Source organism: Acidovorax sp. ACV02 (assembly GCF_014851475.1).
Taxonomy (GTDB): Bacteria; Pseudomonadota; Gammaproteobacteria; order Burkholderiales; family Burkholderiaceae_C; genus Acidovorax; species Acidovorax delafieldii.
In genome coordinates this window covers 675,889-699,430 of record NZ_JACUZU010000001.1, presented here as the reverse complement: position 1 = coordinate 699,430, position 23,542 = coordinate 675,889, and the positions used below count along the sequence as shown (strand labels likewise).

Annotated in this window: 26 protein-coding genes; 14 read left to right on the top strand and 12 right to left on the bottom strand. The window is 65.7% G+C overall.

Features of this window, described 5'->3' with window-relative positions; all coding sequences use genetic code 11:
* Positions 1–26: 26 nt before the first annotated feature.
* The 4 genes from IB236_RS03275 to coaBC all read right to left on the bottom strand — a co-directional run bounded on the left by IB236_RS03275 (position 27) and on the right by coaBC (position 2,931).
* Entirely contained in the window at positions 27–527 is a 501-nt protein-coding gene (locus IB236_RS03275) for a glycine zipper 2TM domain-containing protein (RefSeq protein ID WP_192418778.1), read from the bottom strand.
* Positions 528–739: 212 nt separating this feature from the next.
* The gene (dut, locus tag IB236_RS03270) at positions 740–1,186 is read right to left on the bottom strand and encodes a dUTP diphosphatase (protein WP_015013334.1); all 447 of its coding nucleotides are present in this window, start codon (positions 1,184–1,186) and stop codon (positions 740–742) included.
* Positions 1,183–1,683 carry a hypothetical protein gene (locus IB236_RS24265; protein WP_225580916.1) on the bottom strand — a complete coding sequence of 167 codons (501 nt, stop codon included), beginning with the start codon at positions 1,681–1,683 and terminating at the stop codon, positions 1,183–1,185. The genes dut and IB236_RS24265 overlap by 4 nt, the downstream gene beginning before the upstream one ends.
* Before the next feature lie 24 nt (positions 1,684–1,707).
* Positions 1,708–2,931, bottom strand: a complete 1,224-nt coding sequence (coaBC, locus tag IB236_RS03260; RefSeq protein WP_192418776.1) for a bifunctional phosphopantothenoylcysteine decarboxylase/phosphopantothenate--cysteine ligase CoaBC — start codon at positions 2,929–2,931, stop codon at positions 1,708–1,710.
* A 91-nt stretch (positions 2,932–3,022) separates the two neighbouring features.
* On the opposite strand from coaBC, the gene IB236_RS03255 reads away from it, so the two are divergent.
* The 6 genes from IB236_RS03255 to IB236_RS03230 all read left to right on the top strand — a co-directional run bounded on the left by IB236_RS03255 (position 3,023) and on the right by IB236_RS03230 (position 8,186).
* Positions 3,023–4,681 (top strand): CTP synthase, encoded by a 1,659-nt coding sequence (locus IB236_RS03255; RefSeq protein WP_192418774.1) that lies wholly within the window; start codon positions 3,023–3,025, stop codon positions 4,679–4,681.
* Positions 4,682–4,693: 12 nt separating this feature from the next.
* Complete coding sequence (gene kdsA, locus IB236_RS03250; RefSeq protein WP_192418772.1) at positions 4,694–5,551, top strand: 3-deoxy-8-phosphooctulonate synthase; 858 nt, start codon at positions 4,694–4,696, stop codon at positions 5,549–5,551.
* A gap of 3 nt (positions 5,552–5,554) precedes the next feature.
* The gene (locus IB236_RS03245; RefSeq protein ID WP_056061699.1) at positions 5,555–5,845 is read left to right on the top strand and encodes a DUF1330 domain-containing protein; all 291 of its coding nucleotides are present in this window, start codon (positions 5,555–5,557) and stop codon (positions 5,843–5,845) included.
* 99 nt (positions 5,846–5,944) lie between these two features.
* A complete protein-coding gene (eno, locus tag IB236_RS03240) occupies positions 5,945–7,231 on the top strand; it encodes a phosphopyruvate hydratase (protein WP_192418770.1) in 1,287 nt (428 codons plus the stop codon).
* 34 nt (positions 7,232–7,265) lie between these two features.
* A complete protein-coding gene (locus tag IB236_RS03235; RefSeq protein ID WP_056061693.1) occupies positions 7,266–7,544 on the top strand; it encodes a septum formation initiator family protein in 279 nt (92 codons plus the stop codon).
* 123 nt (positions 7,545–7,667) lie between these two features.
* The gene (locus IB236_RS03230) at positions 7,668–8,186 is read left to right on the top strand and encodes a hypothetical protein (protein WP_121943365.1); all 519 of its coding nucleotides are present in this window, start codon (positions 7,668–7,670) and stop codon (positions 8,184–8,186) included.
* Here IB236_RS03230 and IB236_RS03225 read toward each other — a convergent pair.
* The 3 genes from IB236_RS03225 to IB236_RS03215 all read right to left on the bottom strand — a co-directional run bounded on the left by IB236_RS03225 (position 8,167) and on the right by IB236_RS03215 (position 10,403).
* On the bottom strand, positions 8,167–8,637 hold the full coding sequence (locus tag IB236_RS03225; RefSeq protein ID WP_192418766.1) for a CZB domain-containing protein: 471 nt from the start codon (positions 8,635–8,637) through the stop codon (positions 8,167–8,169). The two genes, IB236_RS03230 and IB236_RS03225, sit on opposite strands and share 20 nt — an antisense overlap.
* 198 nt (positions 8,638–8,835) lie before the next feature.
* The gene (locus tag IB236_RS03220; RefSeq protein WP_056743430.1) at positions 8,836–9,828 is read right to left on the bottom strand and encodes an Hsp33 family molecular chaperone HslO; all 993 of its coding nucleotides are present in this window, start codon (positions 9,826–9,828) and stop codon (positions 8,836–8,838) included.
* A 50-nt stretch (positions 9,829–9,878) separates the two neighbouring features.
* A complete protein-coding gene (locus IB236_RS03215) occupies positions 9,879–10,403 on the bottom strand; it encodes a gamma carbonic anhydrase family protein (protein ID WP_192418764.1) in 525 nt (174 codons plus the stop codon).
* 113 nt (positions 10,404–10,516) lie between these two features.
* On the opposite strand from IB236_RS03215, the gene IB236_RS03210 reads away from it, so the two are divergent.
* The 3 genes from IB236_RS03210 (at position 10,517) to IB236_RS03200 (ending at position 14,079) form a co-directional block, all read left to right on the top strand.
* Complete coding sequence (locus IB236_RS03210; RefSeq protein ID WP_192418762.1) at positions 10,517–11,320, top strand: ferritin-like domain-containing protein; 804 nt, start codon at positions 10,517–10,519, stop codon at positions 11,318–11,320.
* A 111-nt stretch (positions 11,321–11,431) separates the two neighbouring features.
* Positions 11,432–12,697 (top strand): EAL and HDOD domain-containing protein, encoded by a 1,266-nt coding sequence (locus IB236_RS03205; RefSeq protein ID WP_056061672.1) that lies wholly within the window; start codon positions 11,432–11,434, stop codon positions 12,695–12,697.
* A 101-nt stretch (positions 12,698–12,798) separates the two neighbouring features.
* A complete protein-coding gene (locus IB236_RS03200) occupies positions 12,799–14,079 on the top strand; it encodes an EAL and HDOD domain-containing protein (RefSeq protein ID WP_056061670.1) in 1,281 nt (426 codons plus the stop codon).
* Positions 14,080–14,162: 83 nt separating this feature from the next.
* Here the strand turns inward: IB236_RS03200 and IB236_RS03195 are convergent, their stop codons facing one another.
* From IB236_RS03195 to IB236_RS03180, 4 genes are all read right to left on the bottom strand, one after another.
* Positions 14,163–15,146, bottom strand: a complete 984-nt coding sequence (locus IB236_RS03195; protein ID WP_060986431.1) for a tripartite tricarboxylate transporter substrate binding protein — start codon at positions 15,144–15,146, stop codon at positions 14,163–14,165.
* 50 nt (positions 15,147–15,196) lie between these two features.
* Positions 15,197–16,159: a tripartite tricarboxylate transporter substrate binding protein gene (locus IB236_RS03190; protein WP_192418760.1), complete on the bottom strand. Its 963-nt coding sequence runs from the start codon at positions 16,157–16,159 to the stop codon at positions 15,197–15,199.
* A gap of 75 nt (positions 16,160–16,234) precedes the next feature.
* Positions 16,235–17,134, bottom strand: coding sequence for a site-specific tyrosine recombinase XerD (xerD, locus tag IB236_RS03185; RefSeq protein WP_192418759.1), 900 nt, complete (start codon positions 17,132–17,134; stop codon positions 16,235–16,237).
* 88 nt (positions 17,135–17,222) lie between these two features.
* Complete coding sequence (locus IB236_RS03180) at positions 17,223–18,188, bottom strand: tripartite tricarboxylate transporter substrate binding protein BugE (RefSeq protein WP_056061659.1); 966 nt, start codon at positions 18,186–18,188, stop codon at positions 17,223–17,225.
* Positions 18,189–18,375: 187 nt separating this feature from the next.
* Between IB236_RS03180 and IB236_RS03175 the strand changes: the two genes are divergently transcribed.
* Together IB236_RS03175 and IB236_RS03170 are read left to right on the top strand one after the other, a co-directional pair.
* On the top strand, positions 18,376–19,281 hold the full coding sequence (locus tag IB236_RS03175; RefSeq protein WP_192418757.1) for an AEC family transporter: 906 nt from the start codon (positions 18,376–18,378) through the stop codon (positions 19,279–19,281).
* Positions 19,278–19,925, top strand: a complete 648-nt coding sequence (locus IB236_RS03170) for a GDSL-type esterase/lipase family protein (protein ID WP_192418755.1) — start codon at positions 19,278–19,280, stop codon at positions 19,923–19,925. The genes IB236_RS03175 and IB236_RS03170 overlap by 4 nt, the downstream gene beginning before the upstream one ends.
* 90 nt (positions 19,926–20,015) lie before the next feature.
* Here the strand turns inward: IB236_RS03170 and queG are convergent, their stop codons facing one another.
* Positions 20,016–21,065 carry a tRNA epoxyqueuosine(34) reductase QueG gene (gene queG, locus IB236_RS03165; protein WP_192418753.1) on the bottom strand — a complete coding sequence of 350 codons (1,050 nt, stop codon included), beginning with the start codon at positions 21,063–21,065 and terminating at the stop codon, positions 20,016–20,018.
* 12 nt (positions 21,066–21,077) lie between these two features.
* Here queG and tsaE point away from each other — a divergent pair, with 12 nt between their 5' ends.
* From tsaE to IB236_RS03150, 3 genes are all read left to right on the top strand, one after another.
* Positions 21,078–21,608, top strand: a complete 531-nt coding sequence (tsaE, locus tag IB236_RS03160) for a tRNA (adenosine(37)-N6)-threonylcarbamoyltransferase complex ATPase subunit type 1 TsaE (RefSeq protein ID WP_099729757.1) — start codon at positions 21,078–21,080, stop codon at positions 21,606–21,608.
* 6 nt (positions 21,609–21,614) lie between these two features.
* The gene (locus tag IB236_RS03155) at positions 21,615–23,054 is read left to right on the top strand and encodes an N-acetylmuramoyl-L-alanine amidase (protein ID WP_056743447.1); all 1,440 of its coding nucleotides are present in this window, start codon (positions 21,615–21,617) and stop codon (positions 23,052–23,054) included.
* Between the two features lie 119 nt (positions 23,055–23,173).
* Entirely contained in the window at positions 23,174–23,515 is a 342-nt protein-coding gene (locus IB236_RS03150) for a cupin domain-containing protein (protein WP_192418751.1), read from the top strand.
* Positions 23,516–23,542 lie beyond the last annotated feature (27 nt).

Genomic DNA, 23,542 nt, shown 5'->3' with positions numbered 1-23,542 from the left:
CCCGCTTGTGAGGGCAGTGCGTCAGGTCACATGCGCGAAATCTGACCGTTGTACAAACGCACGCGATCGCCGATGCGCAGGTCACCCGGGCTGCTCACGTCATACACGCGATACCCCCCCTGGTCCAGCTGCACGGACAACCGGTATCCCTGCACAAATTCCTGGTTGTTGCGCCCCTCGATGGCGTTGCCAGCCACCGCACCACCCAACACGCCTACAGCGGTGGCTGCAGCACGACCCGTGCCCTTGCCCACCTGGTTGCCAAGAACGCCGCCCACCACCGCGCCCAGAACGGCACCAGTGCCGGTGGTCTGGCCTTGGCTGCGGCCCTGCAGGACCTCGATGTTGGACACGCGACCATATTCGGTGCCTGCCTGATTCTGCGGATAGGCAGGCGCCGTCTGGTAGCCACTCGAATAACCGCCGGAGTATTGCGGAGCAGGTGCCGGGCGGCTGTGGCCGCAAGCAGCCAGCGAAGCAGCCAGAACCACGGTGCCCACGAGGGCGAGGGGACGGGTGAATTGCATGTTCAATCTCCAGAAGTTGTTGGGGCAGGCACTGAAAAATCTCCGACGACCCAGAGCTCAATGCCCATATACCGATTGGAACAACGCCTGAGGATGCCGCGGCGTAGACAAGGGGCCATCGCCATGTCGGTAACAGACCCATCGAAACGTAAGCGGGGTCTTACAACCCGGCCACTCACCCATCACGCGCTCGGAGCCCCGGGCGGTCCACCTCAGGACTTGCCTGTGGATCCGTAGCCCCCCTCACCCCGCTGCGTGGCCGCAAACTCGGTGACGACGTTGAACTGGGCCTGCACCACCGGAACAATCACCAATTGGGCCAGCCGCTCCATGGGCTCCAGGGTAAACGCCACATTGCTGCGGTTCCAGGCGCTCACCATGAGCTGCCCTTGGTAGTCACTGTCGATCAACCCCACCAGATTGCCGAGCACGATGCCATGTTTGTGCCCCAGGCCCGAGCGCGGCAAGATCAGCGCGGCATAGCCCGGGTCTTGCAGATAGATCGCAATGCCCGTAGGCACCAGTTGCCAGGCGTTGGGCTGCAGGGTCAGCGGCGCATCCAGGCAGGCACGCAGGTCCAGCCCAGCGCTACCGGGTGTGGCGTAGGTGGGCAATTGGTCCGCCATGCGCGGATCGAGAATCTTCACATCTATCTTCACGGTTTTTTCTTTCCTGTTCCTATTCCTGTGCCACTGCGCTGCTGCGCCATTTGTCGCAGGCGATCCTGCAACGATTCCATCCCTGCACGCCCACCCGGGGCCTGCGCACCCCCAGCCTGTGCGGCCGATTGCATCAGCCAACCCAGTCCCCACCACACCGCCCCCATGACCACCAGGCCTGGCAGCGAGCCCCGACCAAGCAGGAACAGCGCAATGCCATGCAACACCATCATTACCAGCAACACCGATCGCACCGTGCGCAGTACGCCCGCCAGCGGCTGCATCAGCTGCAGCACATCGGGCGGCAGGACCTGAGGCAGGGAAGTCGCTGGCGCACTGGCCTTGGATGACTGAACGGCACCGTTGGTAGCGGCAGCACTTGCCTGTGCCGCTCGGGCCTTTTGCAAAGGCGCCTGGGCTGTCAGCCGTTCCACGTAAGCCGCAAAGTCGCCATCGGGTGGCGTGTCCCAATCAGGCTTGGTGGCACCAGTTGTCATCACACCTCCCCACGGTGGTGGCCGTCAAGAACGCAAAGGTGGCAAACGCGCGGCGATCTCAGCGATAAGCTGCTGCGCCAGCACACGCTTGGACGCGCGGGGTAACTCGCGGTTGCCCTGCGCGTCCACCAGCAGCAGGGCGTTGTCGTCCTGCCCAAAGGTAGCGGGGCCAATATTGCCCACCAGCAAGGGGACGCCCTTGCGCGTCCTTTTGGCGGTGGCATGGGCCAGCAGGTCATGGCTTTCGGCGGCAAAACCCACGCAGAAAAGATCCCCTTCCAGCGCATGCGGCGACCGGGCTACGGTGGCCAGAATGTCGGGGTTCTCGACGAACTCCAGCGACGGGGACTGGCCCGAGCCGTCTTTCTTGATCTTTTGGTCGGACTGGTGGGCAGGGCGCCAGTCGGCCACTGCGGCCGTGGCAACAAACACCGAGGCGGCCTGGACATGCCGCTCCACGGCCGCCAGCATCTCCTGGGCGGACTGCACATTGACACGCCGCACGCCGCGTGGCGTGGGCACATGCACCGGCCCTGCGACCAGGGTGACATCGGCACCCGCCTCGCGCGCCGCCCGGGCCACAGCAAAGCCCATCTTTCCGCTCGACAGGTTGGTGATGCCACGCACCGGGTCAATGGCTTCAAACGTGGGCCCCGCCGTGACGAGTACCGACCGGCCCACAAGGGTCTTGGGCGTGAAAAAAGCGATCAGCTCGTCCAGCAGCTCCAGCGGCTCCAGCATGCGGCCGTCACCCGTCTCGCCACAGGCCTGGTCACCATTGCCCACGCCCAGCACCACTGCACCGTCCTGCGCCACCTGGGCCAGATTGCGCCGCGTGGCCGGGTGCGCCCACATTTCGCGGTTCATCGCAGGGGCCAGCAACAGGGGTACGCGCTGAGCGGGACGCGCCAGGCACAGCAGGCTGAGCAACTCGTCCGCCCTGCCCTGCACCAGGCGCGCAATGAAGTCCGCACTGCAAGGCGCGATCAGGATCGCATCCGCGTCGCGGCTCAGATTGATGTGGGGCATGTTGTTGGGCTCGCGCGCATCCCATTGCGAGCCGTACACCGTGCGGCCAGACAGCGCCTGCATGGTGACCGGGGTGATGAACTGCTCTGCCGCCTCGGTCATCACCACCTGCACGGTGGCGCCCTCCTTGATGAGCTGACGGCACAGATCGGCTGCCTTGTAGCAAGCCACGCCCCCACTCAGACCCAGAACAATGTGTTTGCCAGCAAGCTCATTCATGGCGCGAATTTAGCAGACGGGGGTGACCCTGCCCCCGGGGGTGTCGCCGGGGTGCCATCTATAATCCCAATTTCCCACCACCAAAAAAGACATGACCAAATTTGTCTTCGTCACCGGCGGTGTGGTGTCTTCCCTCGGTAAGGGAATCGCCTCAGCCTCCCTTGCCGCGATCCTCGAATCGCGGGGACTCAAAGTCACCCTCATCAAGCTTGACCCCTACATCAACGTAGACCCGGGCACCATGTCGCCGTTCCAGCACGGCGAGGTGTTCGTGACCGATGACGGCGCAGAAACCGACCTGGATCTGGGCCACTATGAGCGTTTCATCGAAACGCGCATGAAGAAAACCAATAACTTCACCACGGGCAAGATTTATCAGTCCGTGCTGGAGAAGGAACGCCGTGGCGACTACCTGGGCAAGACCGTGCAGGTCATTCCCCATGTCACCAACGAAATCCAGGAATTCATCAAGCGCGGCGCCGGCATTGGCACGCCCGATGCCGTGGATGTGGCCATCGTCGAGATCGGCGGCACCGTGGGCGACATCGAATCGCTGCCGTTCCTCGAAGCCGTGCGCCAGATGAGCCTGCGCATGGGGCCCAACAACGCGGCCTTCGTGCACCTGACCTACCTGCCCTGGATCGCGGCAGCGGGCGAGCTCAAGACCAAGCCCACCCAGCACACGGTGCAGAAGCTGCGCGAGATCGGCATCCAGGCCGACGCCCTGCTGTGCCGCGCCGACCGCCGCATCCCCGAGGAAGAGCGCGCCAAGATCTCGCTGTTCACCAACGTGCCCGAATGGGGCGTGATCAGCATGTGGGACGTGGACACCATTTACAAGGTGCCGCGCATGCTGCACGAGCAGGGCCTGGACGGCCTGATCTGCGACAAGCTGCGCCTGAACACCCCGCCCACCAGCCTCAAGCGCTGGGACGATCTGGTGCATGAGACCGAACACCCCCAAGGCGAAGTCACCATCGCCATGGTCGGCAAGTATGTGGACCTGTCGGACAGCTACAAGTCGGTCAACGAAGCCCTCCGGCACGCCGGCATGCGCAACCATGTGCGCGTGAAGATCGACCATGTCGATTCCGAAACCATTGACAGCGCCGACGCAGCCGCCAAGCTCGCCAAATACGACGCCATCCTGGTGCCCGGCGGCTTCGGCCAGCGTGGTGTGGAAGGCAAGATCGCCACGGCCCAGTTTGCCCGCGAGCGCAAGGTGCCCTACCTGGGCATCTGCCTGGGGATGCAGGTGGCCACCATCGAATACGCGCGCCACGTGGCAGGCCTCGCCCACGCCAACAGCACCGAGTTCGACCCCACCACCCCACACCCCGTGATCGCCCTGATCACCGAGTGGAAGGACGCGGACGGCACCATCAAGAAACGCGACGAAAACTCCGATCTGGGCGGCACCATGCGCCTGGGCGCGCAAAGCTCGGACGTGGCCAAGGACACACTGGCCCACAGCATCTACGGCGATGTGGTGACCGAGCGCCACCGCCACCGCTACGAAGCCAACGTGAACTACCTGGACCAGTTGCGCAAGGCGGGCCTGGTGATCTCGGCGCTGACCCAGCGTGAAGAACTCACCGAAATCGTGGAGCTGCCGCAAAGCGTGCACCCCTGGTTCATCGGCGTGCAGTTCCACCCCGAGTTCAAATCCACTCCGTGGAACGGCCACCCGCTGTTCAATGCCTTCATCAAGGCGGCCGTGGAGCACCAGCAAGCCGCGAAAAAAGCCTAAGGGGACCTCACCATGCAGCTGTGCGGATTCAACGTTGGCCTGGACCAGCGCTTCTTCCTGATCGCAGGCACCTGTTCCATTGAAGGCCTGGAGATGTCGCTCGATGTCGCAGGCCAGCTCAAGGAAGCCTGCGCGCCGCTGGGCATTCCGCTGATCTACAAAGGCTCGTTCGACAAGGCCAACCGCTCGTCGGGCACCAGCAAGCGTGGTGTGGGGCTGGAGGCCGGCCTGAAGATCCTCGATGAAGTGCGCCGCCAGCTGCAGCTGCCCATCCTGACCGACGTGCACGACACCTCGCACGTGGCCGAGGTGGCCAGCGTGGTCGATGTGCTGCAGACGCCTGCCTTCCTGTGCCGCCAGACGGACTTCATCCGCGCCGTGGCACAAAGCGGCAAGCCGGTGAACATCAAGAAGGGCCAGTTCCTGGCGCCCTGGGACATGAAGAACGTCATCGACAAGGCCCGCGCTGCTGCGGCCGAAGTCGGCCTGTCGGAAGACCGGTTTCTGGCCTGCGAGCGCGGCGTGAGCTTTGGCTACAACAACCTCGTGGCTGACATGACCAGCCTGGCCGAGATGCGCAACTCCGGCGCACCCGTGGTGTTCGACGTGACCCACTCGGTGCAAAAGCCCGGCGGCCTGGGCGCCGTGAGCGGTGGCGCGCGCGAGATGGTGCCCGTGCTGGCGCGTGCCGGTGTGGCTGTGGGCGTGGCGGGCCTGTTCATGGAAACCCACCCCCGCCCCGCCGAGGCCTGGTCGGACGGCCCGAACGCCGTACCGCTCAAGCACATGAAGGCGCTGCTGGAGACCTTGGTGGCCCTGGACGATGTCACCAAGAAAAGCGGATTCCTCGAAAACAACTTTGGAGCTTGAGACATGAGCAGTGGTTACGTCATCGCATCCGTCACCGTCACCAACCCCACGCAGTACGACGAGTACCGCAAGTGGAGCACCCTTGCCATGCAAGCCCACGGCGCTGAAGTCTGCGTGCGTGGCGGCAAGGTCGAAGTGCTGGAGGGCGACTGGAACCCCGGTCGTACCGTGATCCTCAAGTTCCCGAGCTTTGAAGCCGCTCGCGCCTTCTACGACACGCCCGAGTACCAGAAAGCCAAGGCCGCCCGCGAAGGCGCCGCCGTCATGCGCATGGTGTGTGTCGAAGGCGTCTGAGCGCACACACCCAAATCGCTCACCAATTAATAGCTGCTAGCGCTTATACAGAAGGCGCTAGAGACTGATTTGATTTAAAACTTCTGCAAAAGGAAAACCATGAGTGCCATCGTTGACATCGTCGGTCGCGAGATTCTGGACAGCCGCGGCAACCCCACCGTCGAATGCGACGTGTTGCTCGAATCGGGCGTGATGGGCCGGGCCGCCGTGCCGTCGGGCGCCTCCACCGGCAGCCGTGAAGCCATTGAAATGCGCGACGGCGACAAAGGCCGCTACCTGGGCAAGGGCGTGCTCAAGGCCGTGGAATACATCAACACCGAGATCAGCGAAGCCGTGCTGGGCCTGGATGCCTCCGAGCAGGCCTTCCTGGACAAGACCCTGATCGACCTCGATGGCACCGAGAACAAGAGCCGCCTGGGCGCCAACGCCATGCTGGCCGTGTCCATGGCCGTGGCCCGCGCCGCCGCCGAAGAGTCTGGCCTGCCCCTGTACCGCTACCTGGGCGGCATGGGCAGCGTGCAACTGCCCGTGCCCATGATGAACGTGATCAACGGCGGCGCACACGCCAACAACAGCCTGGACCTGCAGGAGTTCATGATCATCCCGGTGGGCGCGCCCACGTTCCGCGAAGCCGTGCGCTGGGGCGCCGAAGTGTTCCACGCGCTCAAGAAGATCCTGCACGACAAGGGCATCAGCACCGCCGTGGGCGACGAAGGCGGCTTTGCCCCCAGCGTTGAAAACCACGAAGCAGCCATCCGCCTGATCCTGCAAGCCATTGAAGCTGCGGGCTACACGGCGGGCGATCAGATCGCCCTGGGCCTGGACTGCGCTGCGAGCGAGTTCTACAGGGACGGCCACTATGTGCTGGAAGGCGAAGGCGGCCTCAAGCTCACCGCCCAGCAGTGGACGGACATGCTGGCGGCCTGGGTGGACAAGTACCCGATCATCAGCATCGAAGACGGCATGCACGAAGGCGACTGGGACGGCTGGAAGCATCTGACCGAACGCCTGGGCGACAAGGTGCAACTGGTGGGTGACGACCTGTTCGTGACCAACACCAAGATCCTGAAGGAAGGCATCGACAAGCGCATTGCCAACTCGATCCTGATCAAGATCAACCAGATCGGTACGCTGACCGAGACCTTCGCTGCGATCGAGATGGCCAAGCGCGCGGGCTACACCGCCGTGATCTCGCACCGCTCGGGCGAGACCGAGGACAGCACCATTGCCGACATCGCGGTGGGCACGAATGCGGGCCAGATCAAGACCGGCTCGCTGTCGCGCTCGGACCGCATCGCCAAGTACAACCAGCTGCTGCGCATTGAGGAAGACCTGGGCGAGATCGCGCAGTACCCTGGCCGCGCTGCGTTCTACAACCTGCGCTGAGCCCCTGGCAGCCCTCGCCTGAGCGAGCCCTCCATTGGTCTCCCGCATCGTCCCCGTCATCCTGCTGGCCTTGCTGGCAGCGCTGCACGCCCAGCTCTGGCTGGGGCGGGGCAGCGTGCCGCGCGTCAATGCGATGCAGCGGCAGATTGATGTGCAGAAGGCGGCCAACGAACAGGCCCGCCAGGCAAATGCGCGGCTGACCTCGGAGGTGCACGACCTCAAGGAAGGCCTTGATATGGTGGAAGAAAAGGCGCGCAGCGAGCTGGGCATGGTCAAGCCCAACGAGGTGTACGTGCAGTTCACACCCCGCTGATCTGTCGTGCGGGGTCACTCAGCCGCCTTGGACCACCCCGCACCGTCCACACCCACAACGCAGCCCTGGACCAAGGCCTGCGCTTCATTCAACCCCGTGCGGCAGCCCTCTCCCCCCACTCCCTTGATTGCCCTGCTGGGCGCGCCCTACACGGGCGTGGAGGCGTTGGCACAGGCGCTGCAGCAGCAGATCACTCCCAGCACGGTGCGTATCGCCCTGCACCACCCGCACCTGGCCCACACCCCGCCCACACCGCAGGCAGAGTCCGACGCGGTGGCATTGACTCTGCTCATGGGTCTCGATCAGCCCTGTCCTGCCGAGGAACGGACTGCGCAGGAGGCCTGCGATACCCGGCTGCGTGCGGCCCTGGCGGCTGCGGCGATACCCTACCGCGTGGTGTACGGAACGGGCGAGCAGCGCACTCGCAATGCGCTTATTGCTATACAAAATATAGCACCACAGGCATATTCCACTAGCGCAAGGGCCGCATGGGACACTGAAAATACGCCCAGAGCAGCCCGGCTGCGCGCCTGGAACTGCGAAAAGTGCAGCGACCCGGCTTGTGAGCATCGACTGTTCACGGCGCTCGTTGAGCAGCGGGATACGACACCGCCGCAAGCCATCACGCCAGACCGCGCTTGAGTTCCTTGAGAAGCAACACCACCTGGCTGGAACCATAGCGGTAACCACCGTTGAGCACCTGCACAGCCCGGTCCCATTCGCCCTGCTGGGCCAGTTCCACCAGGGTGGCCGCCTGCTCATGAAAGTATTGGTAGCGCGCCACCAGCAGCGGATAGGCCGGCTGGTCGCCCAGCAGCTCGCCGCCTACGCCGTGCAACCAGCGGCCCAGCGCACTGTGGTCAGCGCGGCGCACCAGCGCCGGGTCCAGCCCGGCGGAGGTGCGGCCCTCCAGGTAGTCCATCAGGCGGTCTTTCCAGCGCTCGTGGGCATTGATGGCGGCGTCGATGTCCAGCGCGGCGAGCAGGGTATCGGCACGCCGCGAGTCGGGTGCCGCCGCGCTGTCGTACAGCGCCAGCGGAGGCGTAGCCGGGCTGGCCCAGTGGCCCCCCAGAACACGGCGAAGAAACTGCATGACACCCCTCGTTCATTTCCTGCGCGACCGGATGTGATCGCTTGAACGCACACAGGCCTTGCGATCGGACCTTGTGCGCCGGCCCCTCGCAGCGGCAGGCGCTGCTGCAGGGTGACCCAGGAATCTTAGGCGTGGATGGCGGGGGCGATTGTCAACGATGGTCAGCCAACCACCGCGCCCGATGGAGGCTGCAGACGGCTACTGGATGCCTGTGGGCCCCGGGGGCTGAGCAGCGGCGGGCGAGACAAAAATCTGCGCAGCATCCACGGCATCAAACCGGTACTGCTGGCCGCAGAACTCGCAACCCACTTCGATGTCGTCGCGCTCGGCGAGGATGCTCTCGGCCTCTTCAGCGCCCAGGTTGCGCAGCATGTTGCTCACGCGCTCGCGGCTGCAGGTGCATGCAAAACGCGGGCCGCTGGCGCCCTGCTGGGGTTCAAAGCGCAGCAACTTTTCTTCCCAGAACAGGCGGCGCAGGATGGTGTCCACGTCCAGCGTCAGCAGTTCTTCGCGGGTCAGGCTGGCAGCCAGGTGGGCGATGCGGTTGTAGTCCTCGTTGTGGCCGATCTGGTCTTCGTTCTCGCGGTGCGAGAGGCCCGCGGCCAGGTTGCCCTCGCCCTTGATGGGCATGCGCTGGATCAAGAGGCCTGCCGCCACCTGGTCGTTGGCGCCGAGCACCAGAATGGTGTCGAGCTGCTCGGACTGCAGCATGTAATGCTGCAGCACGTCCGACAGACGCTCCAGCTTTTCGTGGTGGTCGCCGTGCAGAGGCACCACGCCCTGGTAGGGCTGCTGGCCAGGGTGGCGGTCCTTGGGGTCCAGGGTGATGGCGCAGCGGCCACCGCCGCCCACATTGACCATCTGGCTCAGCTTCGCGTCCGGCAGCACCTCGCCATTCACGGTGGCTGTAGCGCGCAGGCTCAGGTCCGACTGCACCTCGGCCACGGCCAATTTGACGGGGCCATCACCAAACACCTGCAGCACCAGCGCGCCGTTGAACTTGATGTTGGACTGCATCAACACGCCGGCGGCCGCCATCTCGCCCAGCAGCTCGCTCACGGGGGCGGGATAGGCGCCGGTGGCGGTGTTGCCCGCCCGGCGTTTCAGGATCTCGGTCCAGGCATCGGTAAGGCGCACGATCATGCCGCGCACGGGCAGACCATCGAAAAGAAACTTGTGGAGTTCAGACACGCAGGGATTCCAGGAGAAAAATAGCAGCAGCGAGCGCCAGTGGGCGGCGTTCAGCCGATCTTGTGCAAGCCGTGTTGGAAGCGGCGCGCATTGTCGATGTAGTGCTGAGCGCTCTGGCGCAGGCCTTCGATCTGCTCAGGGGTGAGTTCACGCACGGCCTTGGCCGGGCTGCCGATGATCATGGAGCCATCGGGGAACTCCTTGCCCTCGGTGACCAGCGCACCCGCGCCCACGAGGCAGTTCTTGCCGATCCTGGCGCCGTTGAGCACCACAGCGCCAATGCCGATCAGCGATTCGTCGCCGATGGTGCAGCCGTGCAGCATGACCTGGTGGCCCACCGTCACCCGATCGCCCACCACCAGGGGCTTGCCGATGTCGGCGTGCAGCACGCTCGCGTCCTGGATGTTGGAGCCTGCGCCGATGGTGATGCTCTCGGTGTCGCCGCGCACCACGGTGCCAAACCACACGCTGGAGTCTTCACCCAGCACCACGTTGCCCATCACCTGCGCGCTGTCGGCCACCCAGGCCGACGCCGCCACTTGGGGAGCCACACCGTCGAGTTCGTAAATTGCCATGCACCCACTCCGCTGAAACAAAAGAAGCGGCACGCCATGGCGCGCCCTGAGAGGTCGCCAATCGTTACAAAGCGCAAGCCTTGGTGCCGATGGCAAGGCCTAGAATTGTAAGGATGGAGCTTCGCCACCGTGCACTGCAGGTCTTGTGCCTGGCAGACCCCGAACAAAAAGCGGCTGCAGCGCTAGACCTGTATTCCCAGGCAGCTACGCTTTCGATAGCAGATACTGCCCCTGCGGCCCCCACCGACCCGGACGCCCTGCCCGGCCGTCCCGAGCGCCCCGAACTGCTGCGCCACACCCAGGTGGCCCGCCGCTCGCCCGCTACCCCCGAGGGCCGGGCCATCCTCATCCACGCCATCGCCCACATCGAGTTCAACGCCATCAACCTGGCGCTGGACGCCGTGTGGCGCTTTGACGGTATGCCCCGCACCTACTACCAGGACTGGATGCGCGTGGCGGCCGAAGAGGCCAAGCACTTCAGGCTGCTGCGCGACCACCTGCGCAGCCAAGGTCACGACTATGGGGACTTCCCGGCCCACCAGGGGCTGTGGACCATGTGCGAGAAAACCCGGCACGACGTGCTGGCCCGCATGGCACTGGTGCCCCGCACGCTGGAAGCCCGGGGGCTCGACGCCACGCCGCAGATCCAGGCCAAACTGCGCCAGGTGGGCACGCCCGACGCCCTGGCCGCCGTTGCCATCCTGGACGTGATCCTGCATGACGAGGTGGGGCATGTCGCCATCGGCAACCACTGGTACCGCTGGCTGTGCGAGCGCGCGGGCCAGGACCCGGAATCCCTCTACGGCACGCTGGTGCAGCGGTACGAAGCCCCCCGCCTGAAGCCACCGTTCAATGAGTCGGCGCGACGCAGCGCCGGTTTCAGCGACGCCGAGCTGCGCTGGCTGCAGCAGGCCTAATCACCAAGCCATGTGTTGACGATCTGAGGGGAATACGATGGCTCCTACAATTCTTGGCGATGCCCCCAGCGGGTCAGCGCACCCTCTTTCAAGAACACCAAGCCCACGCCCATGACCCAAGCCTTCACCCCTGGCACACCGCCAGCGCCACCGCCGGGCAACCAATCGTCGGTCGCCATGATTGCGCGCCAAGCCATCGTGAACGCACAACAGGTGGTGGTTGGCTACGAGCTGTTCAACCGCTCGCGCAGCGGCGCCGCCCACACGGCCGCCACCGACGTGATCCTGGTGTTCACCGCCCTGTCGCACGCTGGCACCGAGGAGCTGGTGGGCAAGAAGCTGATCTTCGTCAACTGCACCCATGAAAGCCTGTCGGGCGGCCACCTGGAGCTGGTGGACCCCGACAAGGTGGTGCTGGAGATTCCGCCCCTGGGCCATGCGGCCGCCGAAGAGGTCGCTACGCGCCTGCCCATCCTGACCGAGCTGCGCGACCGGGGCTTTCACCTGGCCTTCAACCACACGGTGCTGCAGTCGGCGTATGCGCCGTGGCTGCCGCTGGCGGACTACATCAAGCTGGACCTGTCGGTGCTGGCGCCCGACCAGCTCGCGGTGCTGATCAGCTACGCGGGCCGCCACTGCAAGGCCGAACTGATCGCCGAGAAGGTGGAGACGGCCCAGCAGTACGACATGGTGTCCAGCCAGGGGGTGCAGCTGTTCCAGGGCTACTGGTTTGCCCGCCCTGCCCTGGTCGAGACCAAGCTGCTCACGCCGTCGCAGGCCAGCATCATCGAGCTGATCAACCAGGTGCGCAAACAGGCCAGCACCGACGAGATCGAAGAAGTGCTCAAGAAGGATGCGGGCCTGGCCTTCAACCTGATGCGCCTCATCAACTCCGCCGGCTTTGGCCTGTCGCGCGAGATCACCTCCTTCCGCCAGGCCGTGATGCTCATGGGCCTGAAAAAGCTGTTCCGCTGGGCGGCGCTGCTGCTGACCGCGTCGCGCAACAACGGTACGCCGTCGTCGGTGGGCCACACCGCCGTGGTGCGCGGGCGCCTGATGGAGCTGCTGGCACTGGAGACACTGCCCCCCGAGGAAGCCGACCAGGCCTTTGTGGTGGGCATCTTCTCGTTGCTGGATGTGATGCTCTCCATGCCCATGGAGTCGGCGATTGGCCTGCTCAACGTGCCCGAACCCGTGGCGGCCGCGCTGCTGCGGCGCGAAGGTTTCCTGGGTGACCTGCTGACCCTGGCGGAGGCCTGCGAGTCCAGCGACGACGCCGTGTTTGACCGCGCTGCCGGCCTGCTGCACCTGACCAGCCAGCAGATCAACTTTGCCCACCTGCAGGCGCTGGCCTGGGCCGACCACATCAGCGACTGACAGGTATCGCCGCCACACTGGCGGCCCCCGGTCAGACTTTGGTTCTCTGCCAACGCCCGGCGGTCTAGAATGATCGTCAGCCCTTCATTTCAGTGGACCCCATGTCGAGCACACCCGAACAAGACACCCCGGACGCCGCAGCGCCTGTGGTCGATCCCGTGGACGAGAACCTTGCCATCATTGCGCGCCAGGCCATCGTGGACGAAAGCCGCGCGGTCTATGGCTACGAGCTGTTCGACCGCTCCACCGCGTCCGACTCACACACCGCCGCCAGCGATGCAGCCCTGCTGTTCAATGCCCTGTCCTACGCGGGCACCGAGGCCCTGGTCGGCAAGAAGACGGTGTTCATCAACTGCACGCATGACAGCCTCTCGGGCGGCCACCTGGAGCTGATCCACCCCGAAAAGGTGGTGCTGGAGGTGCCACCGCTGCCCGACAGCGCCACCCCCGAAGAAATCGAAGGCCGCGTTCCCACGCTGGAGGCGTTGCGCACACGTGGCTTTCGCCTCGCGTTTGACCAGCAGGCCCTCAAGCGCGCCTACACCAGCTGGCTGCCGATGGCGGCTTTCATCAAGCTGGACATGCAGGCCTTCAAGCCCGAGCTGGCGGCCCCCCTGGTCAAATTTGCCACCACCCACAGCAAGGCCACGCTGGTGGCCGAAAAGGTCGAAACGGCTGCGCAATACGAGTTGATGCGCGATCTGGGCGTCAAGCTGTTCCAGGGCTACTGGTTTGCGCATCCCTCGCTGGTCAAGGCCACCACCATCCGCCCCTCGCAGGCCACCATCATCCAGCTCATCAACCTCGTGCGCAAACAGGCCAGCACGGCGGAGATCGAAGACCTGCTCAAGAAAGACCCCACCCTGTCTTTCAACCTGCTGCGTTTCATCAACTCGTCGGGTTTTGGCCTGTCGTGCGAGATCACCTCGTTCCGCCACGCGGTGATGATCCTGGGGCTGAAAAAGCTGTTCCGCTGGGCGGCCCTCTTGATGACCACCTCGCGTGCGGGGGGAGCGCCACCGGCCGTGGGCCAGACCGCCGTGGTGCGCGGCCGCCTGATGGAGCTGCTGGCTGCCGAGCTGCTGCCGCCCGAAGAATGCGACAACGCCTTCGTCGTGGGCGTGTTCTCGCTGCTGGACACCATGCTGGGCGTGCCGCTCGAAAAGGCGCTGGAATCCGTGGCCCTGCCCGAACCCGTGATGGATGCCCTGCTGCGTGGCACCGGTGTGTTTGCCCCGTTCCTGGAGCTGACCAAGGCCTGCGAAAGCGGCGATGAAGTGGCCTTTGCCAAGAACGCCGATGCGCTGCACCTGTCCAACCGCCAGGTGAACTGGGCCCACCTGCAGGCGCTGACCTGGGCCGAGAGCCTGAACGAAGAATAGTCCCGCCTTTCCCCTTAAAAGACCACAGGCCCTGCTTTGACAGGGCCTGTGGCGTTTCTGGGGCTTCAAACCCCTGCACACGGTCAGTTGCCCTGAATTCCTGCCGCGCGGATGATGCGGGCGTTATTTTCGGACTCCAGCGCAATCTGGCGCGCGAACTCGGCCGTGGTGCCACCTGTGGGCACGTTGTCAGTGGCATCGAGCTTGGCGCGAATGTCCGGCAGGGCCAACGCCTTGTTCACCTCGGTATTGATGCGTGTGATGACCGTCTTGGGCGTCTGGGCCGGGGCATAGAGGCCAAACAGGGACGAGAGATTGGCTGCAGGCTGACCCAGCTCGGCGAGCGTGGGCACCTGGGGCAGCGAATCCAGCCGCGCCGGAGCCCCCACCGCCAGCGGCTTGAGCTTGCCCGCCTGGATGTGCTGCAGCACCGCTGGGCCGGCGTTGGTCGATAGCACCTCAAACTGCCCGCCCAGCGCGTCGTTCATCTGCTGCCCGCCGCCCTTGTAGGGGATGTGCGTGATCTGCACCTGCGCCACCGACTGGATCTGCTCCAGCATGATGTGTCCCAGCGATGCCTGCCCCGACGTGGCCCAGCGCACCGTGCCGGGCTGGGCCCGCGCGCGGGCAATCAGGTCCTTGAAGTCGGTCGCCCGGCTCGCGGGCGTGCCCAACAGCAACACCGGCGAATACATCACGCTGACCACTGGCGCGATGTCCTTTTGCGGATCGAAGGGGGACTTGCCCAGGTGCGGGTTGAGCGCCAGGGGACTGACCGCTGCAAAGCCCAGCGTGTAGCCGTCCGGCGCGGCTTTGGCCACCGCGTCCACGCCAAGGCTGCCACTGGCGCCCGCCTTGTTTTCAATGACCACAGGGGTGCCCAGCTGCACCGCCAGCTTGTCGGCCAGCGCGCGGGCGATGTTGTCGCTCACGCCCCCTGCCGGGTAGGCCACGATGATGCGGATGGGTTTGGCGGGCCACGCCTGGGCCGACGCCACGACGGGAGAGACCACCAGGGCGACAGCAGCAGCGGCCACCCACTGGCGGCGAGAAAAAAGCAGATTCATGGTGAGAGCCAATGGTGAGGAGTTCGATGGGCAGCCGTCAGGTCAGCCCGTCAATCCAGTTCGAGCTTGCGCTCGCGGATCAGCTTGGCCCACTTGTCGTTCTCGCCCTTCACAAAGCCGAAGAATTCCGTGGGTCCCAGAGAATGTACCTCTGAACCTGTGGACGCGAACTTGGCCTTCACCTCCGCTTGTGCCAGAACCTTAGCCAGTTCGGCGGCCAGCTTGTCCACCACCTCCTTGGGCATGCCTGCGGGGCCCACCAGCCCCTGGAAGCCGACGGATTCCATGCCGCCGAGCCCAAGTTCAGCGACCGTTGGCACGTCGGGCAACTGCGGGTCGCGGCGTGGGCCCGTCACTGCCAGCGCCTTCAGCTTGCCGCCCTTGACCTGCGGCAGCAGCACCGGCCCTGCATCGATCAGCAACTGCGTCTGTCCGCCGATCAAGTCCTGCACAGCCGGGGCACTGCCTTTGTAGGGCACATGCGTCACGTCCAGCCCGGTCGCCTGGTTCATCAGCTCGCCATTCAGGTGGGTGGAGGTGCCCGCACCGCCCGATGCGAAGTTCACCTTGCCAGCGTTGGCCTTGGCCCATGCCACCCATTCCTTGAGGTCCTTGGCAGGGTGGTCCGGCCGGGTGACCGCGATGTAGCTGCCCTGGCTGATCTGGCCGATGTAGCTGAACTGCTTGAGCGGGTCGTACGGCATCTTGCGCTGCAAATACGGTGCGATAGCGAACGGGCCGGTATTGGCCAGCAGCAACGTGTAGCCATCGGGCGCGGCCCGGGTCAGCTCGGTCGCCGCCAGCATGCCACCGGCACCGGGCTTGTAGTCCACCACGATCTGCTGCTTGACAAGCTCCTGCAGCGGCACCTGCACGGTGCGCGCGGCAAAGTCGATGCCGCCGCCCGGCGGGTACCCCACGATGAGGCGGATGGGCTTGGCCGTGGGCCAGGCCTGCGCCATGGCCAGGGTGGCAGCCCCCAGCAGCAGTGCGCTGGTGATGAGTTTTTTCATGCAATGTCTCCTGGTTTTGGTGTGGGAAAACCGGTCTGGCGCGCCGCTCAGCCCACGCCAGTGTGGTGTTGCACGCTATCCACGGGGGTGATGCTGCGCGTGCAGGGACTTGAGCCGCTCGCGCGCCACGTGGGTGTAGATGGTGGTGGTGGAGATATCCGCATGGCCCAGCAGCAGCTGCACCACGCGCAGGTCGGCGCCGTGGTTGAGCAGGTGCGTGGCAAACGCGTGGCGCAGCGTGTGCGGCGACAGCGGCACCGTGATACCCGCCACCTGCGCCCACTTCTTCACAATGACCCAGAACATCACGCGCGTCATGCCGCTGCCGCGCTGGGTGACGAACAGGTCGTCGGTCTGCTGCCCGCCCAGGATGGCGCCGCGGGCCTCGTTCAAATAGCGCTCCAGCCAGGCACGCGCCTCTTCGCCAAACGGCACCAGGCGCTCCTTGCTGCCCTTGCCCATCACCCGCAGCACGCCTTCGTTCAGGCCGACCTGGTAGGTCTTGAGCGTGACCAGCTCGGTCACGCGCAGGCCGCTGGCGTACATCAGCTCCAGCATGGTGCGGTCGCGCAGGCCCAGAGAGTTGCCCAGGTCGGGCGCGTTCAGCAGCGCCTCCACCTGCGCTTGCGACAGGGTCTTGGGCACACGCAGCGGCTGGCGCGCCGCCTGCAGCCGCACCGTGGGGTCGGCAGTGATGCGCCGCTCGCGCAGCGCCCAGTGAAAGTAGCGGCGCAACACCGTGAGGCGCCGGTTGGCCGAAGTGGCGCGGGTCTGCGCATGGCGGGCGGCAAAGTAGGCCTGCAGGTGGTGTTCGGCCGTGTCGTCCAGCGCCAGGGCGGGCTGCTGGTCGGCCAGCCACTGCGCATACAGCGTCAGGTCGCGCCGGTAGGCGGCCAGCGTGTTGCGCGACAGGCCATCTTCCAGCCACAGGGCGTCCACAAAGGTGTCGATGGCGTTCAGACTGGGAGCGAGCATCCAAAAACCATAGCACGCATCGCGGGCATTCGACTCCACGGGCACAAAAAAGCCGCCCGAAGGCGGCTGGGGATGGAAGCGGTGGCTTTTATTCCAGCGTCAGCTTCTGCTTGACGACCACATCCTTGTAGACCGCGAACTCGGCCTTGATCTGCTCGGCAAACTGCTCGGGCGTGTTGCCGATCACGAGCGAGCCAGTGTCTTCGATGCGCTTCTTCACGGCCGGGTCTTCCAGGGCCTTGCGCACACCGGCGTTGATCTTGTCCACCACATCCTTGGGCAGACCCTTGGGGCCCACGATGCCGTAGTAGGCCATGCGGTTCACCGGCTCCAGGCCCAGTTCCTTGAAGGTGGGCACATTGGGCAGGGCCGCCACGCGCTGGGGCGCTGCAACGACGATGGGCACCAGGCGGTTTTCCTTGATGAAGGGCAGCGCCGAGGGCAGGTTGTCAAAAATCATGGGCACCTGGCCGGCCACGGTGTCGTTCAGGGCCGGGCCCGCGCCGCGGTAGGGGATGTGGGTCACAAAGGTGCCCGAGAGGTTCTTGTACAGCTCCATCTGCAGGTGACCGATGCCGCCCGTGCCGGACGACGAGTACGAATACTTGCCAGGCGACTTCTTGAGTTCCGCCACAAACGCCTTGTAGTCCTTGGCCGGAAAGCTGGGGTTCACCGCAATGATGTTGGGGGTGGCCGCAATGTTGATGATGGGCGAGAAGTCCGTCAGCGGGTTGTACGGCGTCTTGGGGTTGATGGCGGGGTTGGCTGCGGTGGTGGACACGGTGGCCACGCCCAGCGTGTAGCCGTCGGCCGTGGCACGGGCGAGTTCGGCCGCACCCACAATGCCGCCGCCACCGGCCTTGTTGTCCACGATCACGCTCTGGCCAAGCACGCGGCCCAGCGGCTCGGCGATCACACGCGCAATGATGTCGGTGGTGCCACCGGGTGCAAAGGGCACCACCAGCCGGATCACCTTGTTGGGGTAGCCTTGTGCGGCAGCCGATCCAGCTGCGGCAGCCAGTACGGTCAGCGCAAGCCATTGACGACGATGCATGGAAATCTCCTTCGTGCGGGGTAACAACAAACAGCGCAGATGGTATGCCCAACGCACGCCAAACCGCCCTGCGGATTCCACATAAGGGCTAACCCTAGAAACAAAGTGGGGGTGGGTAGTCCCCCTGCCCCATTCAGCCTGCCGGGAGCCCCCGGGCGGCTTGCCATGCATCAAGTATTCTCGGTGCGTGAACTACGCCCAACTTCTGCTCCCCGACTTTTCCCTCATCTTCCTGGGCTACCTGATCTGCCGGTACACCGCCCTGAACCGCTCGGTCTGGCAGCCGGTGGAGAGCCTGGTGTACTACCTGCTGTTCCCGGTGCTGCTGTTCCAGTCCATCGTCAAAAGCCCGATGGATATTGGCGCCGCGTCGGGGCTGATCGGGGCGGGCATGCTGTCGGGCGTGATCGGCATCGCGCTGGCCTACAGCCTGCCGCACTGGCCCTGGGTGGGCAAGCACATCGACGTGCGCGACCATGCGGCCAGCGCGCAGGTGGCGTTCCGCTTCAACTCCTTCATTGGCCTGGCGATTGCCGAGCGGCTGGCAGGGACCCAGGGCCTGCTGATGATCGCGGTGCTGATCGGCGTGTGTGTGCCGCTGTTCAATGTGGCTGCGGTGTGGCCCATGGCCCGGCACGGGCAGCACAGCTTTGCGCGCGAGCTGTTGCGCAACCCGCTGATCATCGCCACCGCCTCGGGGCTGGTGGCCAATCTGCTGGGCTTCCAGATCCCCGAATGGGCGGTGCCCACGGTCACCCGCATCAGCTCCGCCTCACTGGCGCTGGGCCTGATGGCGGCCGGGGCGGGGCTGCAGTTTGGCCTGCTCACGCGGGGCAAGACGCTGAGCGTGTCGGTGCTGGCCATCCGCCACCTGGTGCAGCCGCTGGTGGCCTTTGGCATGGCCCGCATATTTGGTCTCGACGCCGTGCAGACGACGGTGCTCCTGGCCTTTGCAGCCCTGCCCACGGCATCGACCTGCTATGTGCTGGCAGCGCGCATGGGCTACAACGGGCCGTATGTGGCGGGGCTGGTCACGCTGTCCACCTTGCTGGGCATCGTGAGCCTGCCGTTTGCGCTGGGGGTGCTGCGATGAGCCGGGGCCTGAACCGCAGGCGGCTGCTCGGCGCCAGCCTGGCCACCGCGTTCGGCCTGGTCGCCTGCGGCCGCAAACCTGCGCGTGCCCAGGCCGTCCCGGCAGGCGCCACGGTCCTGGCGCTGGGCGACTCGCTCACGTCGGGCGTGGGAGCCTCGGCCGACACCGCCTACCCCGCCGAACTGGCGCGCCTGACGGGCTGGAAGGTGGTCAACGGCGGTGTGTCGGGCGACACCTCGGCCCAGGCGCTTGCGCGCCTGCCGGGCCTGCTGCAACAGCACCAGCCCGCGCTGGTCATCGTGGGCATTGGCGGCAATGACTTTTTGCGGCGCCAGAGTGCTGCCACCGCGCGCACCAACATCCTGCGCATCTGCACCGAGGCACGGGCCAGCGGCGCCCAGGTGCTGCTGGTGGCTGTGCCCGAACTGTCGCTCATGGCCGCTGCCGGCCGCCTGAGCGACCACCCACTGTACGAAGAGGTTACCGAAGAGCTGAAGATCCCGCTGCATGCCAAAGGCTGGTCGAGCGTGCTGGCGCAAGAGCGGTTGCGGTCGGACCAGATCCACGCCAACGCTGCCGGATATGCGGAGTTCGCCCAGGGGCTGGTGGGCACTTTGCGGCAGACGGGGCTGCTGGTGCAGTGAGGCCCCGGCACAACGACCGTTACTCCTATTTTGATAGCTGCCAAGGCATATTGCACTAGCGCTACCAGGCAATTTCCTCCAAAAACGCCCTCAAGCAGCGTCCAGAGCCCAGGCCACATGCTCCCGCACCAGCGCGCTGGCATCCTCGGCCCGCGACTGCAGCGCAGCGCGCAAGGCCCCATCGCCCGTGGCACGCAGCGCATTGCCCAGCGCCACGGCCACATTGCGCAGCCAGCGCTCATGGCCGATGCGACGGATGGGGCCGCCCTCGGTCATGCGCAAAAAGGTGGCTTCGTCCCACGCAAACAGGTGCACCAGCTGCTGGCCCGACAGGCCCTTGCGCTCGTCAAAATCCGGCAGGCGGCTGACCTGCGCAAACTTGTTCCAGGGGCAAATCAGCTGGCAGTCGTCGCAGCCATAGATGCGGTTGCCCATCAGCGGGCGTAGCTCCACAGGGATGGGCCCGGCGTGTTCGATGGTGAGGTACGAGATGCAGCGCCGCGCGTCAACGCGGTGCGGCGCAACGATGGCCTGCGTGGGGCAGATGTCGATGCACGCGCTGCAGCTGCCGCAGTGCGGAGTGACGGGCTCGCTCTGGGGCAGCGCCATGTCCACATAAATCTCGCCCAGAAAGAACATGGACCCCGCCTCGCGGTTGAGTACCAGCGTGTGCTTGCCGCGCCAACCTTGGCCGCTGCGCGCGGCCAGTTCGGCCTCCAGCACCGGCGCAGAGTCGGTGAACACGCGGTGGCCAAACGGGCCGATGGCCTCGGCAATGCGGTCGCTGAGCTTTTGCAGGCGGGCGCGCAGCACCTTGTGGTAATCCCGGCCCCGGGCATAGACGGAGACGATGCCCTCGTGCGGGCGCTGCAGGCGTGAGAGTTCGGCCGCCTGCCAGCCCCCGGGCGCATCCCTGGCGGTATCGCGCGGCAAATAATCCATGCGCGCCGTGATCACACTCACAGTGCCGGGTACCAGCTCGGCCGGGCGCGCGCGCTTCATGCCGTGGGATGCCATGTAATGCATGTCACCATGGAACCCCTGCGCCAGCCAGGCCGCAAGACCCGGCTCGGCCGCAGACAAGTCCACCCCCGCCACGCCGATTTGGGAAAATCCCAGCTCGCGGGCCCACTCCTGCATTTGAGGAACGAGTTGACTGTTGCACCACATACCGGCCAGATTGTAGAAAGCGGCACCGATGCTGCGGCCACCCCCCCTGCAGAAACCACGCGCCATTTCACCTGGCACAGCGAGGAAGACACCGCCGCCTTTGCCCAGCGCCTGGCCGCCCAGCCTCTGCTGGCCAACGCCTTTGTGACCCTGCACGGCGACCTGGGCGCGGGCAAGACCACCCTGGTGCGCCACCTGCTGCGCGCGCTGGGCGTGCAGGGCCGCATCAAGAGCCCCACCTATGCGGTGGTGGAGCCCCACGAGGCGCCGGGTCTCTCGATCTGGCACTTCGACTTCTACCGTTTTGACGATCCGCGCGAGTGGGAAGACGCCGGTTTCAGGGACATTTTTGCCAACCCCGGTCTCAAGGTGGCAGAATGGCCGGAAAAGGCCGCAGCGCTTACCCCGCTTGCAGACCTTGCTATCCACATTGAAGCAATGGATGACACCGAAAGGAAGGTCACGCTGCATGCCCCCACCGCCACGGGGCGCAGCCTGCTGCAAGCTCTCTGAGACACCGTGAACGAACCCACCCTGCCCGACCGCCACGCCGCTTCCCAGCCATCGCGCCGTGCCGTGCTGCGCGCCAGCAGCCTGGTGCTGCTGCTGGGCGCACAGCAGATTGCACGCGGCGCCACCATCGTGGCCGTGCGCGTCTGGCCCGCACCCGAATACTCGCGGGTGACCATCGAGTCCGATGGCGCGCTGGTGGCCAAGCAGTTCTTCGTGACCTCGCCGCCGCGCCTGGCGGTGGACATCGAGGGCATCGACCTGAGCCCCGAGCTGCGCGAACTGGTGGCCAAGGTCAAACCCGACGACCCCAACATCGCGGGCATCCGCGTGGGCCAGAACGCACCGGGGGTGGTGCGCCTGGTGGTGGACCTCAAGCAGCCCGCCATGCCGCAGGTGTTCACCCTGCCACCCGTCGCCGCCTACCGCCACCGGCTGGTGTTTGACCTGTACCCCGCGGCGCCTGTGGACCCGCTGGAGGCACTGATTGCCGAGCGCCTGCGCGATGCCAGCGGCCCGGCCGCCACACCTGCGCCATCGCCCGCACCCGCCACAGCCCGCGCCGCAGAGCACGACCCGCTGGGCGACCTGATCGCGCAACGCGCCAATGGCCCCGCGCAGTCCGGCACCACAGCCCAGCCGCCCGTGGTGGCCGCAGCACCCGCGCCCAGCGCCGCCCCTGCCGCGCCCTCACGACCTGGCAACCGCCCCACAGCCACCGAGACAGACCGCATCATCATCGTGGCACTCGACCCCGGCCACGGGGGCGAAGACCCCGGCGCCATTGGCCCCTCCGGCACCCGCGAAAAAGACGTGGTGCTGCGCGTGGCCCACCTGCTGCGCGACCGTATCAACGCCACCACCGTGGGTGGCAACCCCATGCGCGCCTACCTCACGCGCGACGGCGACTACTTTGTGCCCCTGGGCACCCGCGTGCAAAAGGCCCGGCGCGTGCAGGCCGACCTGTTCGTCTCCATCCATGCCGATGCCTTCACCACGCCCGAGGCGCGCGGCGCCAGCGTGTTTGCGCTGAGCCAGGGCGGGGCCTCCAGCACGGCCGCCCGCTGGCTGGCCAACAAGGAGAACCAGGCCGACCTGGTGGGCGGCATCAACGTGCAGTCCAAGGACCAGCATGTGCAGCGCGCGCTGCTGGACATGAGCACCACCGCGCAGATCAACGACAGCCTCAAGCTCGGCACCGTGCTGCTGGGGGAGATCGGCAACGTGGGCAAGCTGCACAAGCCGCGCGTGGAGCAGGCGGGCTTTGCCGTGCTCAAGGCGCCTGACATCCCGAGCGTGCTGGTCGAAACCGCCTTCATCAGCAACCCCGAAGAAGAAAAGCGCCTGCGCAGCAGCGCCTACCAGGAGCAGCTGGCCGACGCGCTGATGCGCGGCATCACGCGCTACTTCGCCAAGAACCCGCCACTGGCGCGCAGCCGGTCGGTGTAGGCGGGCAGGGACATCGCGCGCGGGACGGCCAGCCCACCTTGCGCGCACTGCCAACTGCAGGCACAGTAGCCTGCATCGGCCGGGCGCGCACCGCGCCTTGGCCAGCAAGGAGAACTGCCATGGCCCTGCCCCACGCCCAATCTGGTCAGATCGTCAGCGTGCGTCCCCTGGGAGCACGATTGGCCGACACAGTCACCACCGCCGTCCTCAAAGCCGGCCAGCTCGAAGTCATGCGGGTGGTCCTGCCCGTGGGCAAATCCATGAAAGAACACCAGACGCCCGGCGAGGCCACCGTGCAGTGCATCGAGGGCGTGGTGGAGTTTGCGAGCGAGCAGGGCGTGCAGCAATTGCATCCCGGCGACTTTGTGCACCTGGCACCGCGCGCGCTGCATTCGCTCAAGGCGGTAGAACCTGCGTCACTGCTGGTGACGATGTGCCTCAAGCCTGCGGAGAAAACCTGAGGCCTCTTTGGCCGCGTTGGCTTCTTT